We start from the raw sequence: 14,893 nt of genomic DNA on the forward strand, positions 1-14,893 counted from the left end.
TTCATAATTTAATGAATGGATTAATGCTCTTGCCATTCGACACTGTTTAGATCGATGCCTTCTTTGAACATATCCCAAAGTGGCGACAGCTCACGCAGCTTGTCCACCGCATCATGAATCTGTGCCAAAACACGGTCAATGTCTGCTTCGGTGGTGTAGCGACCGATACTAAAGCGGATAGATGAATGTGCCAGCTCATCAGGGCGACCGATGGCACGCAGCACATACGATGGCTCAAGGGTTGCTGAAGTACACGCCGAACCTGACGACACCGCCAAATCTTTTAGCGACATCATTAGGCTTTCGCCTTCAACGAAGTTAAAGCTGACATTAATAACATTAGGAATGCCTTGCTCCAGTGAGCCGTTTAGATACACTTCTTCGATATCTTGTAAGCCTTGCCACAGTTTATCACGCAGGGCTTTGATATGGGCATGATCTTCGTCAAAGCGTTGTACAGACAGGGCAAATGCTTCACCCATACCGACAATTTGGTGAGTCGCCAAAGTGCCTGAACGCATGCCACGCTCATGACCACCGCCATGCTGCTCGGCCTTGATGCGTACACGGGGTTTGCGACCGACATACAAAGCACCGATGCCTTTAGGGCCGTAGATTTTGTGCGCACTAAAGCTCATCAAATCAACTTTTAGCTCGCCAAGGTTAATCTTGATTTTGCCGACAGCTTGGGCGGCATCAACATGAAATAGCACGCCTTTGGCACGAGTGATTTCGCCGATGGCAGCGATGTCGGTAACTGTACCAAGCTCGTTATTGACCGCCATTAGGCTGACCAAAATGGTATCATCACGCAACGCCTGCTCAACTTGTTCAGGGCGAATCAGACCTGTGCCTTGCTCTGGCTCTAGATAGGTGATTTCAAAGCCTTCTTGCTCAAGCTGGCGGCAAGTGTCTAGCACTGCTTTATGCTCAATCTTACTGGTGATGATGTGCTTGCCACGAGCTTCATAAAAATGTGCCACGCCTTTGATGGCAAGGTTATCCGACTCAGTTGCCCCTGAAGTAAAAACAATCTCACGGGGATCAGCACCGACCGTTTCGGCAATTTGCAAGCGGGCATTTTCAACCGCTTCTTCAGCTTGCCAACCAAAGCCATGCGAGCGGCTGGCAGGGTTGCCAAAAATACCGTCAAAAGTCATGTATTGCACCATTTTGTCAGCCACTTCTTTGGCGACAGGGGTAGTGGCGGCGTAGTCTAGATAAATCAGTGATGTCTGGCTCATGCTGGATTTCCAAGTAAATTGATGGTTGTAATTTGTGAATGGTTGTTTTTGTTGCCACCCAATCGATGCTCTTGATGATCGGCGATGGCTTGTGTGTTTTTGGTTTCTAAAAGCTGTGCCAAGGTCACATTTTTTAGATAACTTTCAATGTGAGTTGATAAATTGTGCCACAAATCATGTGTCAGGCACATTGAGCCATCATGACAGTCGCCTTTGCCACCGCACTGGGTAGCATTGACGCTTTCATCAACGGCGGTAATAATGCTCATGATATCAATCTCTTCTAGTGGCTTGGCAAGGTGATAACCACCAGATGCCCCACGAGTGCTATTAACCAAGCCTTTTTTGCGTAGCTTAGAAAACAGCTGCTCAAGATACGATATGGAGATGGATTGGCGTTTTGCAATGTCTGATAAAGACACCGCACCTTGATGGCGGTTCTCTTGGACAGCCAAATCCAATAAGGCAGTGACGGCATACCGTCCACGAGTTGTCAAACGCATTGTAGTTTTTCCATAATTGCCTAATTCTTCGGTGTTGCCACTTTGAATTTGGGTTGTGAATGGGAGTATTATAATAATCCCTACTAAATAGGTCAAGATTAAAATGCATAAAAAATCCATCAAATTTTTAAATCTGATGGATTGATTTTATTAAACTGTTATATTATAACAATTAATTGGGCAAATTGTCGCAAATTTCAGATGCTGCTTTTGTTTTTATCAAATGACCAAATTGCCAAACTTTGACCAATCAAATCACAAAATGGCTAATCACGCTAATCACAGCGATGACAGCGGTCAAAATAAAGCCAATAAAAGTGGATTTTTGTTTGCCTTGCAGCTCAGCAAGCTGGGTGTCTAGACGCTTGTTTTGGGTGGCAAGCTCGTCAATGCGTGCCGCCTGCTCGCTGATTTTACGCTTGTATTCGGCGATTTTTTCGCTTTTTTGTTCGGCGGTGGGTTTTTGTTTGGGGTTTGTGCTGACTTTGGCAAGCAAATGCTGTATTGGGCCACCGATACCAACACGCACTAAAAACTGCGTCAGGGCTTCAATCATCACGCCATCGCCACGGATTTGTAGCTGATTGAGTATGTCGGCATTGTGGCTGATGAGCAATTTGCCAAGATGAAAGCTATAAGCGTTAATGGTAATGTCGGCGTGGGCCTTATCAGGGGCAAGCTCGGTATCAAACAGCACACCATGATGGCTAAAAGTGGCATACACTTCGGTGTGCGGTAGGTATGAGCGAATGCGAACCACAGTGTTTGCCTTGGCGAGTGGATAGGCAATTTGGCGAAGTTCTGGGTCGGCACGCAGCGTCAGCGAGATGGCAGATTCAATAAAAATCAATAAAATATTTAATAAACTTTTTGAAACAATACCGCCAGTCTGCGGTTGTTGGTTTGGCTTTGAATCGTTTGCTGTCATTGAATTTTCCTGATGTTTATTGATGCCCGATTTGTCCGTTGGTTTGGCTGATTTGTCAATCTCATATCATTTGCACGGCAATCTTTCGGCATTTTTGATTGATGCCAAAATTCACACCCACAACCAAAACCTGCAACCAAACAGATTGTCAAACCAAATTTTGCATACATGTAAATTTAACTTAGATAAATTTAAATAAAATTTATACCAATGCCAAAGCACAAAGGCAAAATTTCCCTTTGGCTGGGCTTTTGATCTTATTTTTATCTTGGCTTTTTGTCTTAACAAAGATAAACAAAGCATACCGATGAAATGCCATCTCGTCAATGCTGGGTTACGCAAAAAATACCAAATGTTAAAAATTCTGTCTTATGGCTAACCGTTTTTTACCAAAATTGCCCAAAAATTTGCCGATTTTCCAAGATTTTGGCATAAAAATACAGGATTTTGCAAAATTTATGCAAATTTTTGTATTTAGCACTTGTAAAACGGCGTTGATGCTTTTAAAATGCGATTCTATGGAACTGCTTGGGCAACTTAGCGATACATTTTATCATTGTTTTATGAAAAAGAGGGTATGTTATGAATAAATCAGAATTGGTTGATAGCGTTGCACAAAGTGCTGGCCTAACCAAAGAGCAAGCGGCAAAAGCGGTTAATGCTTTCACCGCCAGCGTACAAGGTGCATTACAGCGTGGTGATGATGTTGTTTTGGTTGGTTTTGGTACTTTTAGCGTCAAAGAGCGTGCTGCTCGCACAGGTCGCAACCCAAAAACTGGCGAAGAAATCCAAATCGCCGCCAGCAAAGTGCCAAGTTTTAAAGCAGGCAAAGGCCTAAAAGATTCTGTAAACTGATTTTATCAATCAAAGCACAGATAAAAAGCCGCTCAGTTTTGAGTGGCTTTTTGGTTTTTGTGCATCTTTGTGCATCGATGTGCTGACATTGGGCGATATTAGCCATAAAATTTGGCGGTTAAAAGGTGGTTAAATTGGGCTTTTGGGCAAGAAAATTCATTTTTCGTGCATCGGTTACAAAAAGTATTTTGAGAATTGGCACAAATTAGCGTATCATATTAAGGTTTTTGATATTGATAATTCACCAATTAGAGTAAAAAGTTGCAATCCTATGGAAAAAATGCGTAACTTCCTAAATAGCTGGCCGGGTCGTTTGATGCTGGTGGGGACTTTGATACCGATGGCTTTTTTGGGTACAGGCACCTTTGGCAAAGCGTCCATTCAGCCGAACGAGCTGATCAAGGTTGGCGAGCAAGTGGTTGATGTCAGCACCTTTCAAGCAGAGGTCAATGCCGAGCGAAATGCTTTATTGGCATCGGGCGTTGATGCCAGTTTGATTAATGAAGAGGTGTTGATACAGCTTGTCCTAAAACGCCTAACCGATAAGGCACTGCTTGAAAACCAAGCGTCTGTGCTGGGCATGACGGTTTCTGATGAGATGATTAGTAGCCTGTTGCAGCAATACGACATTTTCCAAGACAATGGGCAATTTTCTAATGACAAATTCGCCACTTATCTGCAACAAAACCGCCTAACCAAAGATGCCTTATTTCACCTAGAGCGTCTGCGGCTAAGCCTACGCCAGTTGGTTACGAGCATTGTCGGCACAGCAATTTATCCCAATGATCAAATCTCACGCTTGATTGATTTGCAGCTTGAGGCTCGTGAGGTATGGGTGCATCGTTACACTTGGCAGGATTATGTCGATCAAGTTGAGATTAGCGATGCTCAGATTGAAGAATATTTTAACAAAAACCAAGACAAATTGCTCAAGCCTGCCACGGTAGATCTAAGCTATATCGAGCTAAATCCCGAAACGCTAAAAGTTGAAGAGCCAACCGAAGATGACATCAACGCCCAGCATGCCGCTTACCTAAAAGAAAACGGCATCAGCGATGGGCGTGAGTTGGCACAGATTCTCTTGACAGGTGCTGATGCTGCCAAAAAAGCCGAAGAAGTCCGCAAAAAACTGGACGCTGGCGAGTCGTTTGAAGCACTTGCCAAGCAGTATTCGGACGACCCAAGCGGTGCAAATGGCGGTAATATCGGCACATTTAAGCCAGCGGTGTTTGGCGATGCAGCTGCCAAAGTTGAAGCAGCCTTGTCAGGCTTGACGGTTGGTCAGACTAGCCAGCCTGTGCAGAGCGGTTTTGGTTATCATATTTTTAAAGTGACTAAGGTTAATGATAACGCTGCTGCTTTGGCGAGCGTTCGTGATCAGATGATTGACCGTGCGTCTAAGTTTAAACGCAGCCAAGCATTTGAAGATTTGTCAGCACGCATTAACACCATGGCAACAGACGGCATGGGCGTGGCGGATATCGCCAAAGAAATTGGTGTACAAGTCGGCCGCATCGATGGCTATGCACAGACTGACAATCGCACGCCATTGGCACAGCCAGCGGTGATTGCGGCAGCTTTTGATGATTTTTTGATCCAAGATCAAAGCGTTAGCCCAAATATCTCACTGGGCGATAAAAATGTTTGGGTGCAATCAAGCAATTATCAGCCATCACGCCCATTGACACTACAAGAAGCTCGCCCACAGATTCAGCAGATTTTGGCAAAACAAAAAGCCATTGAGCTGGCATTGGCAGATGCCAAAAAGCAAGCCGAGCAAGCCAAAACATCTGGCACGGCAAGCCTAACTGTCCCAAGTGCTAACATTGGCATGATTACACGCATCACGCCGCTATTGTCGCCGCTTGAGCTGGCAAGTCTGTTTTTGCACCAAAGTGCTGAAGGTAATGATGTATGGGCGGTGCAGACCGAAGAAGGGGCAAGCGTCATCGTTGGCGGCCCTGTCAATAAAACCCAAGAAAGTCAGCTATCAGCCACCGATCGACAACGGGCAGCGACCGTGATTCGTGATAATGTCGGTGCTGATCAGTTGGAAGATTATCTGCGTTATTTGCGTGATAGCACCGAAGTTATCATCAATGACAAAGCCTTGCAAGAACAGCGGCATTGATTGGTTTTGCTGCCAAAAGTCAGCCGCACCTTGGGTAATGTTTGCCACAGGTGCGGTTTTTCTTGCACGATTTTTGGCGTGTGATTTTTGGGGTTTGATTGGTCAATTTGCAAATTAAACTTAAAATTAAACTTATCATTAAAAATTAGCAATTTTAATGGTATTAATTAACCAAATTTACCAAATTCAACGGATTTGACCAAATTTATCTTTGAATGTAAGGCAAGTGTATGGCTGATTTGATTAACGACAGTTTTTTTGATAATTCTTTACAAAATCAACATCTTATGAAAAATAAACGCATCAGTCTGGCACCGATGATTGATTATACGACTGCAGATTTTAGAGCATTTGCCAGATTGTTTAATCCAGATATTTATCTGTACACTGAGATGATCAGCACCAGTGCGATTTTAAAGGGCGATGCTCGCCATGTGCTAAGAGCTGACGCCAGCGAACACCCTACGGTGCTACAACTGGGTGGCTCTGATGCTGGCGAGATGGCGGCGGCGGTGAGTATTGCCGAGCGTCTGCCAGTGGCGTATGATGAGTATAATATCAATGTCGGCTGTCCGTCCGATCGTGTTCAGCATAATAAAATCGGTGCGTGCTTAATGGCAGAACCGCTGACGGTGGCCAATATGGTGCGTGCGATGCGTGATGCGACCGATAAGCCAGTAACTGTCAAGCATCGCATTGGCATTGACCACCATGACAGTTATGAATTTATGCGAAATTTTGTGGAAACGGTGGCAGAGTCTGGCTGTCGGCATTTTGTCGCTCATGCACGCATTGCATGGCTACAAGGGCTATCCCCCAAGCAAAACCGTGAAATTCCGCCACTTCGCTACGAAGATATTTATCGCCTAAAGCAAGAATTTGCCGAGCTGACCATTGAGATTAATGGCGGTATTCAGACGCTGGAAGCAATCCGTGAGCATTTGCAATATGTCGATGGCGTGATGGTTGGGCGTGCGTTTTATCACAATCCATTTTTGATGGCGCAGTGCAACGAGCTTTGGGGGCGTGATGTGCCAAGCCATCGCCAGATTTTTGATGCCTTGCTTGAGTATCTTAAAAAGCGTGAAGACGAAGGGGCGAACTTGGCGACTTTGGCGCGCCATTATTTGGGGCTATTCCAAGGGCTGGCAGGTGCTCGTCGCTGGCGACAAGAGCTGAGCGGCAAATCGACACTGTCTTTGGCACAAATCCGCCACGCTGGTGAGCAGGTTTTGGCTCAAAATTCATGATGGATAAAGCCAATGGGACAATTGGCAAATTTTAAAATAATTTTAAATTTGGTAAATAAAACCTTGTGATAAACGAATGAATTTTAAAATTTTTCGTTTGTTTGAATTTATTTTAAGTGGTTTTGGTTTGTTTTGAAAAATTTTAATCAATCCAGCAATATCAAGCACAAAGCCAAAGCGTTATTCAGACCGTGCAACAGCATGGGGGCAAATACCGAGCCTGTCCGTATGCGAGCGTAGCACATCGCCAGTGAGATGGCGAACATCACCATCATATCCATCAGATGATGCCTAAAATGCAGTAGGGCAAAAATCACGCTGCTTAGCACACTGGTGGCGATGGCCATTTGGCGTGGTGTGGATACAATTGGCGAAAAAATGTCCCAACCCAATCGCCAAAACAGCCCACGGCAAATCAGCTCTTCATACGCTGGTGCAAATACCAGCACCAACAGCGAAAACAGCCAGATGGGCGTGCCATCATCAAGCAGCTCACTAACGCCTGCAGTTGGCGTGGCGTCAGTGCCAAGCATATCGCCTATCATCGCCACCAAAAAACTGGACAAAATAATGGCGGCAAACAGTAAACAGACGCTTTGCAGTAGGATTTTGGCGTTGGATTTGGTGAGTTTTATTGGCATAATGCCCAAATATTGCCGGCAGCGTGCGATGGCTTGGCGGTGAGTTTTTAAGTCTTGGCGATTTGCAGGGCTGTTTTTTAGGCGAAAATATTGCCAAATAACCAACAGAGCAATCATTGATATTGCTGTTAAAATCAGCGAAATCACAGCAAGTGTGCCATTGCTGGGGCAGCTTACAGCGTGCTGAGCATGGCAAATGGCTTGGGCGGTATTGTTCATCAACAGCTGCCAAGCATTTTGTAGCACAAAAACACTACTCACCGTGGCAATGACAAGCAAGGCGGCAGTAGTGGGGCGATAGCTTGGTAGTTGATTGTTTGGCATGACGGCAAAATCACCAAATTTAAAAATAAACAATTTATCTAAAATATGCTGTTTAAATCAATTCTTTGAACAAATTATCACAACGGATTATTAAAACTAAATATTAAAACCAATTATTACAATGCGTTATTAGACAAACCTTTCAATAACGCATTGATTTTACTGGTTTTATTGAATTTATCAAATTTTATAAATTTATCAAACTTAAATATTTTTGATAATCACATCAAGCACATCATTGGCCACACGCTCAGGGTACTCCAAGGGAAACATGTGCGAGCCGTGAACATATTTGACGGTGGCGGCAAATTTTTCTTGGGCGTTTTGATACGAGCCGATTTTGGTAAAATAGCTGTCATCGCCAGCGATGATGGTCGCAGGTTTATTGCTGGTCAGTGATTTTAGCCAATACAGCGAAGGAATGGTGCGAAAAACTGCCGTTTCTACCGCTTTGGGAATGCTTAGGCGAACCTTGCCATCAGCAGTGAGTTCAAAGCCGTATTGGATATAATTTGCAAAACTTTGTGGGTGAAATTTGGCAAATAGGGCTTTATTTTTGAGTGCTTGATAAGCGTCCTGATGGCTATCAAAAGTGTCTTTGCGGCGTTTGGATTGGCGAGCAGGCGACATTTTGTCGGTCAAATCATGAAAATCGTGAAATTTTGGCAGCCGTCCAAGGCTTTTATTGATGCCTTTTTCGATGATTTTGGCACAATGAAACGCCAGTGAATGTTTGGCGGTCAATAAGGCTGGGTCAAACAAAACAGCTTGACTGATAAATTTGGGATTGCTATTGAGTGCCTGCAAAGTCGTGGTTGCTCCCAGCGAATGCCCAAGCGCAATCAGCGATGAGATGCCATGCTCTCGGCAAGTATCATCGATGCTGTCGATGATTTGGCGTGTCAGACTTTGCCAATGATTATCCACAGGGTAATTGGGGTGCATGCCAAGCCCATCGACAGTAACAATCGTAAAATACGGCGACAGCTCGTCAAATAGCGGCTGATAACAGGGGGTGGGTATGCCGTTGGCGTGAGCAAAGTGCAGCACAGGTTTGCCAGTCAAGGCGGATTTTGGCAGTGTGTCAAGTTGTTTTTGGATATCGGCAGCAGTCATTGCGGTTTTCCTTGTTATTCCTTGCGGTGCTTGTGGTTAATGCGGTCAATCTTTGGCAATTTTGATAATTTTAAAGATTTAACAATTGAATGATTTTAAAATTTTACCAAACTTGATGTGCTGATTAATAAGCATACAGGACTTTTTGTGATTTGACCAGTATCAACTTTATCACAACTGTATCAAATTTTGCCCAAAATATGCAAAAATTATACCAAATTTACATTTACCAGTGATTTGCCATCGCTGCTGTGTGCTATAATTGTTGGCGGTAAAATGGCAATCGCTGGCGTGTTGCTGGCTTTTTAGCTTTTGCTTGTTTTGACAAAAGACAGTGATTGCTTTGATGATTTTTTGGCACAAATTTAACGATAAAATTTGACACATCGCCGCAAAAAAGGAGTGGCTTATGAGTTATTTTGGTACAGATGGCATTCGTGGTCAATTTGGTGTTTTTCCAATTACACCAGATTTTTTGTTGCGTTTGGGCTTTGGGGCAGGTCGTGTTTTGGTCGCCCAAAATCCCAATAAGCGTCCCAGCGTGCTGATTGGTAAGGACACTCGTCTGTCGGGCTATGTGATCGAAGCGGCATTGCAAGCAGGGTTTAACGCAGCGGGCGTTGATGTGTATATGCTTGGGCCGTTGCCGACGCCTGCGATTGCCCATTTGGTCAAAAGTTTCCATGCCGATATGGGCGTGGTGATTTCGGCATCGCATAACCCTTATCAAGATAACGGCGTCAAATTTTTCTCGCACGAAGGCAAAAAAATCTCTGATGAATTGCAAGATGCCATCAATGTCGAGCTAGACGCTTTGGTTGGTGATACCGATGCTCGCTTGGCACGCTTGGCGGACATTAAGGCAGACGCCATCGGCAAAAACCACCGTGTTGGTGATGCCAAAGGTCGCTATATTGAGTACTGCAAGGGCAGTTTCCCTTATCATTTTAACCTATCGCATCTGACCGTTGTGGTGGACTGTGCCAATGGTGCAGGTTATAGTGCCGCTCCCCGTGTGCTGACTGAGCTTGGGGCAAAGGTCATCGCCATTCACAACCAGCCAGACGGTATCAATATCAACGATAACTGCGGCTCAACGCACCCAGAAGTGATTCAGGCGGCAGTGCGTGAACATGGAGCAGATGTTGGTATCGCACTTGATGGCGATGGCGATCGCATTATTATGGTCGATGAGTGTGGCAATATCGTGGACGGTGATGGCATTTTGTATGTGCTTGCCAATCACCTAAAACCTGCTGGCGTGGTCGGCACTTTGATGAGTAATGTGGCATTAGAGCTGGCTTTAGCGAATATGGGCGTGGCGTTTCACCGTGCCAAAGTCGGCGATCGCTATGTGATGCAGGATTTGCAATCTCGTGGCTGGACGATTGGCGGTGAGCCATCAGGACATATTTTGTGCTTAGATAAGAGCCGCACGGGCGATGCGATTGTCGCAGGCTTGCAGGTGCTGACTTGCATGGCAGAATCAGGCAAGACACTAAGTGAGCTGACCGCAGGTTATACGCCATTTCCGCAGACACTGATTAATGTTCGCCTAAGCCAGATGAGCGATCCGTATGCCAATGACGAACTCAAAGCCATCTTTGATGACGCAGAGCAAGCCTTGGCTGGCAAAGGCCGTCTGCTGATTCGCAAATCTGGTACCGAACCTGTGATTCGTGTGATGGTCGAGCATCAAGATACCGATATTTGTCAAGCGATGGCAACCAAACTTGCCGATGCTGTCAAGCGAGTGCTTGCTTAGTCAGATTGGCGTTGTTTTTGGTTTAATAAAATCAGCCTGTCAAACGATGGGCTGATTTTTTTTTGATGCGTATTTGATCAAAACAATTTTGCCAAATCAGTTTTATCAAAATCCATGATAAAAATTATCGATACAAATCCGTGATAAAAACAATCCGCCAGTCGCCAAACAAAACGCAATTTTTATCCACAAATGATGTATAATAAAGCCAAACTTATCAAGTTTATACCATCACGATTGGTGATGGTGGCTTGATGAGAGATTTTGTGCCATTGGGCAATTTGACCGCTGATAAATCGTTGGGAGTTTTGTATGGATTTGACCGATCATAGACAGTCTTATGAACAACACACTTTGCCTGATACTGGCTTGCCAAGCCAGCCATTTGCTTTGTTTCGCACTTGGTTTGATGAAGCGGTGGCGGCAGGGTTGCCTGAGCCGTATGCGATGAGCTTGGCAACTTGCGGTGCTGACAATCGCCCAAGCGTGCGTATCGTATTGATGCGTGAGCTGACCGAGCAAGGCATTGTTTTTTATACCAATTATGACAGTGCTAAAGGGCAAGACATCGCCAACAACCCCAATGCTGAAGTGCTGTTTTTTTGGCAAGGTTTGGAGCGGCAAGTGCGCCTAAGTGGGCAAATCGTCAAGGTCGATGCCCAAAAATCGGCGGCTTATTTTGCCAAGCGTCCCCGTGAAAGCCAGCTGGGTGCGTGGGTTAGCGAACCACAAAGCGGCGTGGTGGATAGTCGTGAGACGATGGAAGCTAAGTTTGCCAAACTTGAGCAGACTTATGCTGCAGAATCGAGCGTACCTTATCCAAATTTTTGGGGCGGTTATGAGCTGATTGTTCAGCGTGTCGAGTTTTGGCAGGGTAGAGCAGGGCGAATGCACGATCGCATGGTGTACACCAAAGATGCTGACGCATGGACAATCCAGCGCTTATTGCCCTAAAATCGCCACGGCTCACCACAGCCTTTAAATGCAATATTCATGACAAATTGCCAATCCAACCGCTGACGACTGGTGGTATTGGTCATATTTTGTTACAAATATCGCAAAAATTGGCGTTGTTGGTAACTTTTTTGCCAAAATTTGCCAATGTTTGCACTTTTAGCAACAATCAGGTGGGCTTATTTGCATTTTTTATGTAGATTGCAATACAGTATTTTGGCAAAATACATCTCATCAAGATTCACACGATTGGGGCGGATTTGGCGATTGTTTGTTAATCTGACAAATCTGACCGCAATCGCATTATTATTGGGAGAAAAATATGACAACTTCACGCATCAAAGCATTTGCCATCAAGGCGGCAATCGCCAGTGCCAGCATTGTCGCTGCTGCACCAATGGTACTGACTGGCACGGCATATGCCGCCGCTTCTCAAGAGACAGCCGCCAAAAATCTGAATCAGCAGCTGCTTGGCATCAAGTCCATGACGGCAAATTTTAAGCAAACCACACAAGCAGGCGGCAAAAAAACCGTTTTTAGTGGCAGTATGAGCGTCCAACGCCAAAACCAGTTCCGCTGGGAAACCAAATCGCCAGCCGAGCAGCTGATTGTCGCCAATGGCAGCACGATGTGGATTTATGATAAAGATTTGCAACAAGCCACACGCCAATCGGTAAGCAATCAAGTTGGCGAAACGCCAGCATTGTTGCTATCAGGCGATCCCAATCAAATCAGCCGCAGTTTTAATGTCAATCAGCCAAACACCGCAAAAAACTATTTTGTTTTGACGCCAAAATCTGCCAATGCCAACTTTAAGAGTTTGTCGCTCAGTTTTAATGGCGGTCGTCCTGTGATGATGGTGCTAAATGATGCCATTGGTCAGACCACCACCATCAATTTTAGCAACATTACGCTCAACAAAAAACTGGCGGCCAATTTGTTTAACTTCACGCCACCTGCTGGCACTGATGTGATTAGCCAATAATATTTAAGCTGTTAATTTTATTGGTTTAATCAGTTTAATTATTTTAGTTGGTTTGATTGTTTTGCCCAGCCCATCACGGTGATGATGGGCTTTGGTGCAGACTGGTGGTAATTGGCAGATGATGACTTTAAGTAAGCCAATATTTTATTATTCGATGATTTTAGACTTTTAAAAATTTTAGATTTATAAAAAAGGAGCAGTAATGACAACGGCGACATTCCAAGTTGAAGGCATGACTTGCAACCACTGTGCCAACAGTATCCAAAATGTGCTACAAGCCACGAGCGGCGTACAGAGCATTTCGGTGAGTTTGGCAGATCATTGCGTGGTTGTGCAATATGATCAAACCGCCGTCAATGCCCAGACGCTATCGCAAGCGATTGAAGAAGCGGGTTTTGATGTGGTTGGTCAATCTTAATCCAAACATTCTTAATTTAAGTATTTTTAATCCAAGCATTTTAACCCAGACATTGCAAATGGCGATATTGCTGGCGTGATTTTGGGTGGGTTAATTGCAAATCAGGGTAGTTAAAAGACAGCTCAAGATTTTATGGGATTACAGTAAGATTTTCATGGGGAAAATTGATTATTTGATAACAATTTGAAATAATTTTGATAGATAAATTGATGGCTGGCTATGTTGTTGCCCACAAATTGTGATATAATAGAACCTTTATGAGATAACAGGAAATCACATCGAGGTGATTATGTTAGCCAATTGGTCAGCGATTGCATTTTTGCTAGCCGCCTTGGGGCTGGTTATTTTTATGTTGGTTGTGCCACGCTTGTTGGGCGGACGCTCTGCAGGCTCTCAAAAGCAGGAAACTTTTGAGGCAGGCGTGGTATCGGCAGGTTCGGCACGAATCCGACTGTCTGCCAAGTTTTATTTGGTTGCCATTTTCTTTGTCATTTTTGATTTGGAAGCGTTGTTTTTATACGCTTATGCGGTGAGCGTCCGAGAAGTAAACTGGTATGGCTTTACCGCTGCGGCAATTTTTATCGCCATCTTATTTGCAGGGCTTATCTATGAGATGCGTTTGGGTGCGATGAACTGGTCGCCTGCCGACAAACGCAAGAAAAAACCACGCATTGTCAGCCGCCCAGAAGGATTTGATTTGGCGACAATTACCGCTTTTCATGGTATTGATGAATTGCACACCGACCCAACAGGCAAAGTGCCTGCACAGTCATCAGGTCGTATCAATGTCTCCAATGACATCGAAAAAAACCGTGCACACATGGCAAATCTTGACCACATTAATACCACAGGTCGTGTAACAACCCAAGATTTTACCCAATCTAGCGATTGATTCCAAAAAGCGTTACGGCAATGGCTGTGGCGTTTTTTGTCTTTTTAAGATACAAAGTAAACTCAAAGGAATGTTGCCACTTGGCAAACTTAAGCCAGATTTTTCTAGCGATTTGACAATAATTCACAAACGATAAAGTGTACCGTTATGAAATATACACTAACCAAAGCCAATCAATCGGCACAAAACTATCCAAAACAATCACGAGAAGTGATTGACGACATCACCCAAGCAGAAGTTGAAAAAAATGTCTTTATGGCGAAGCTTGAAGACCTAACGCACGCTGCTGCCAACTGGGGACGCAAAAACTCTCTTTGGCCGTTTAACTTCGGTACCAGCTGCTGCTATGTGGAATATGCCACGACTTTGACAGGCGTGCATGACTTATCACGCTTTGGTGCTGAAGTCATTCGTGCGTCGCCACGCCAAGCCGATGTGATGATTGTGGCTGGGACTTGCTTTGTCAAGATGGCACCAGTGATTTTGCGTCTGTATGAGCAAATGCTTGAGCCAAAATGGGTCATTTCTATGGGGGCGTGTGCCAACTCTGGCGGCATGTATGACATTTATTCGGTGGTGCAAGGTGTCGATAAAATCCTACCTGTCGATGTGTATATCCCCGGTTGTCCGCCACGCCCAGAAGCACTGATTCAGGCGTTAATGCTACTTCAAGAGTCCATCACGCATGAGCGTCGTCCGTTGGGTATTCATTTGGACGAGCAGGGCATCATTCAGCCAGTGATGACGCCAGAGCGAGATCGCAAAAATGCCGAGCGTATCGCTGTGAAAAATTTACGCAGCCAAGACGATGCGTTTTAATTGTAACAAGCAAGCAGTGAGATTTGGATTGCTGTCTGGTTTTTTGGCTTATTAAATTAAAAATAGTT

Annotated in this window: 14 protein-coding genes; 9 read left to right on the forward strand and 5 right to left on the reverse strand. The window is 44.7% G+C overall.

All coding sequences use genetic code 11. The features are described from left to right. Window positions 1–20: 20 nt before the first annotated feature. The 3 genes from ACFBZI_RS06625 to ACFBZI_RS06635 all read right to left on the reverse strand — a co-directional run bounded on the left by ACFBZI_RS06625 (window position 21) and on the right by ACFBZI_RS06635 (window position 2,675). Window positions 21–1,244 carry an IscS subfamily cysteine desulfurase gene (locus ACFBZI_RS06625; protein ID WP_375715601.1) on the reverse strand — a complete coding sequence of 408 codons (1,224 nt, stop codon included), beginning with the start codon at window positions 1,242–1,244 and terminating at the stop codon, window positions 21–23. Continuing rightward, complete coding sequence (locus ACFBZI_RS06630; protein ID WP_375715602.1) at window positions 1,241–1,747, reverse strand: Rrf2 family transcriptional regulator; 507 nt, start codon at window positions 1,745–1,747, stop codon at window positions 1,241–1,243. Before ACFBZI_RS06630 ends, ACFBZI_RS06625 begins: the two co-directional genes overlap by 4 nt. A 250-nt stretch (window positions 1,748–1,997) precedes the next feature. Next, window positions 1,998–2,675 carry a hypothetical protein gene (locus ACFBZI_RS06635; RefSeq protein WP_375715603.1) on the reverse strand — a complete coding sequence of 226 codons (678 nt, stop codon included), beginning with the start codon at window positions 2,673–2,675 and terminating at the stop codon, window positions 1,998–2,000. A 582-nt stretch (window positions 2,676–3,257) separates the two neighbouring features. On the opposite strand from ACFBZI_RS06635, the gene hbs reads away from it, so the two are divergent. The 3 genes from hbs (at window position 3,258) to dusA (ending at window position 6,911) form a co-directional block, all read left to right on the forward strand. Beyond that, on the forward strand, window positions 3,258–3,530 hold the full coding sequence (gene hbs / locus ACFBZI_RS06640) for a non-specific DNA-binding protein Hbs (RefSeq protein ID WP_375715604.1): 273 nt from the start codon (window positions 3,258–3,260) through the stop codon (window positions 3,528–3,530). A gap of 280 nt (window positions 3,531–3,810) precedes the next feature. Further along, window positions 3,811–5,661, forward strand: coding sequence for a SurA N-terminal domain-containing protein (locus ACFBZI_RS06645; protein ID WP_375715605.1), 1,851 nt, complete (start codon window positions 3,811–3,813; stop codon window positions 5,659–5,661). Between the two features lie 230 nt (window positions 5,662–5,891). Continuing rightward, window positions 5,892–6,911 carry a tRNA dihydrouridine(20/20a) synthase DusA gene (dusA, locus tag ACFBZI_RS06650; RefSeq protein ID WP_375715606.1) on the forward strand — a complete coding sequence of 340 codons (1,020 nt, stop codon included), beginning with the start codon at window positions 5,892–5,894 and terminating at the stop codon, window positions 6,909–6,911. A 146-nt stretch (window positions 6,912–7,057) separates the two neighbouring features. Here the strand turns inward: dusA and ACFBZI_RS06655 are convergent, their stop codons facing one another. Both ACFBZI_RS06655 and ACFBZI_RS06660 read right to left on the reverse strand, forming a co-directional pair. Then, on the reverse strand, window positions 7,058–7,876 hold the full coding sequence (locus tag ACFBZI_RS06655) for a CPBP family intramembrane glutamic endopeptidase (protein WP_375715607.1): 819 nt from the start codon (window positions 7,874–7,876) through the stop codon (window positions 7,058–7,060). Between the two features lie 204 nt (window positions 7,877–8,080). Beyond that, the gene (locus ACFBZI_RS06660; protein WP_375715608.1) at window positions 8,081–8,992 is read right to left on the reverse strand and encodes an alpha/beta hydrolase; all 912 of its coding nucleotides are present in this window, start codon (window positions 8,990–8,992) and stop codon (window positions 8,081–8,083) included. A 409-nt stretch (window positions 8,993–9,401) separates the two neighbouring features. Between ACFBZI_RS06660 and glmM the strand changes: the two genes are divergently transcribed. The 6 genes from glmM (at window position 9,402) to ACFBZI_RS06690 (ending at window position 14,825) form a co-directional block, all read left to right on the forward strand. Beyond that, window positions 9,402–10,757 carry a phosphoglucosamine mutase gene (gene glmM, locus ACFBZI_RS06665; protein ID WP_375715609.1) on the forward strand — a complete coding sequence of 452 codons (1,356 nt, stop codon included), beginning with the start codon at window positions 9,402–9,404 and terminating at the stop codon, window positions 10,755–10,757. Between the two features lie 312 nt (window positions 10,758–11,069). Next, a complete protein-coding gene (gene pdxH / locus ACFBZI_RS06670; protein ID WP_375715610.1) occupies window positions 11,070–11,711 on the forward strand; it encodes a pyridoxamine 5'-phosphate oxidase in 642 nt (213 codons plus the stop codon). Between the two features lie 322 nt (window positions 11,712–12,033). Further along, the gene (lolA, locus tag ACFBZI_RS06675; protein ID WP_375715611.1) at window positions 12,034–12,696 is read left to right on the forward strand and encodes an outer membrane lipoprotein periplasmic chaperone LolA; all 663 of its coding nucleotides are present in this window, start codon (window positions 12,034–12,036) and stop codon (window positions 12,694–12,696) included. A gap of 202 nt (window positions 12,697–12,898) precedes the next feature. After that, window positions 12,899–13,114, forward strand: coding sequence for a heavy-metal-associated domain-containing protein (locus tag ACFBZI_RS06680; protein ID WP_375715612.1), 216 nt, complete (start codon window positions 12,899–12,901; stop codon window positions 13,112–13,114). A 289-nt stretch (window positions 13,115–13,403) separates the two neighbouring features. Further along, on the forward strand, window positions 13,404–14,006 hold the full coding sequence (gene ndhC / locus ACFBZI_RS06685) for an NADH-quinone oxidoreductase subunit A (protein WP_375715613.1): 603 nt from the start codon (window positions 13,404–13,406) through the stop codon (window positions 14,004–14,006). Between the two features lie 147 nt (window positions 14,007–14,153). Continuing rightward, on the forward strand, window positions 14,154–14,825 hold the full coding sequence (locus ACFBZI_RS06690; protein ID WP_375715614.1) for an NADH-quinone oxidoreductase subunit B: 672 nt from the start codon (window positions 14,154–14,156) through the stop codon (window positions 14,823–14,825). Window positions 14,826–14,893: the final 68 nt, after the last annotated feature.

The organism is Moraxella marmotae (genome assembly GCF_042219885.1).
Lineage (GTDB): Bacteria > Pseudomonadota > Gammaproteobacteria > Pseudomonadales > Moraxellaceae > Moraxella > Moraxella marmotae.

Bases quoted from the DNA above. Each gene is read 5' to 3' on its own strand.
- ACFBZI_RS06625 (WP_375715601.1), bottom strand. From the start codon at position 1,244: ATGAGCCAGACATCACTGATTTATCTAGACTACGCCGCCACTACCCCT.
- ACFBZI_RS06630 (WP_375715602.1), bottom strand. From the start codon at position 1,747: ATGCGTTTGACAACTCGTGGACGGTATGCCGTCACTGCCTTATTGGAT.
- ACFBZI_RS06635 (WP_375715603.1), bottom strand. From the start codon at position 2,675: ATGACAGCAAACGATTCAAAGCCAAACCAACAACCGCAGACTGGCGGT.
- hbs (WP_375715604.1), top strand. From the start codon at position 3,258: ATGAATAAATCAGAATTGGTTGATAGCGTTGCACAAAGTGCTGGCCTA.
- ACFBZI_RS06645 (WP_375715605.1), top strand. From the start codon at position 3,811: ATGCGTAACTTCCTAAATAGCTGGCCGGGTCGTTTGATGCTGGTGGGG.
- dusA (WP_375715606.1), top strand. From the start codon at position 5,892: ATGGCTGATTTGATTAACGACAGTTTTTTTGATAATTCTTTACAAAAT.
- ACFBZI_RS06655 (WP_375715607.1), bottom strand. From the start codon at position 7,876: ATGCCAAACAATCAACTACCAAGCTATCGCCCCACTACTGCCGCCTTG.
- ACFBZI_RS06660 (WP_375715608.1), bottom strand. From the start codon at position 8,992: ATGACTGCTGCCGATATCCAAAAACAACTTGACACACTGCCAAAATCC.
- glmM (WP_375715609.1), top strand. From the start codon at position 9,402: ATGAGTTATTTTGGTACAGATGGCATTCGTGGTCAATTTGGTGTTTTT.
- pdxH (WP_375715610.1), top strand. From the start codon at position 11,070: ATGGATTTGACCGATCATAGACAGTCTTATGAACAACACACTTTGCCT.
- lolA (WP_375715611.1), top strand. From the start codon at position 12,034: ATGACAACTTCACGCATCAAAGCATTTGCCATCAAGGCGGCAATCGCC.
- ACFBZI_RS06680 (WP_375715612.1), top strand. From the start codon at position 12,899: ATGACAACGGCGACATTCCAAGTTGAAGGCATGACTTGCAACCACTGT.
- ndhC (WP_375715613.1), top strand. From the start codon at position 13,404: ATGTTAGCCAATTGGTCAGCGATTGCATTTTTGCTAGCCGCCTTGGGG.
- ACFBZI_RS06690 (WP_375715614.1), top strand. From the start codon at position 14,154: ATGAAATATACACTAACCAAAGCCAATCAATCGGCACAAAACTATCCA.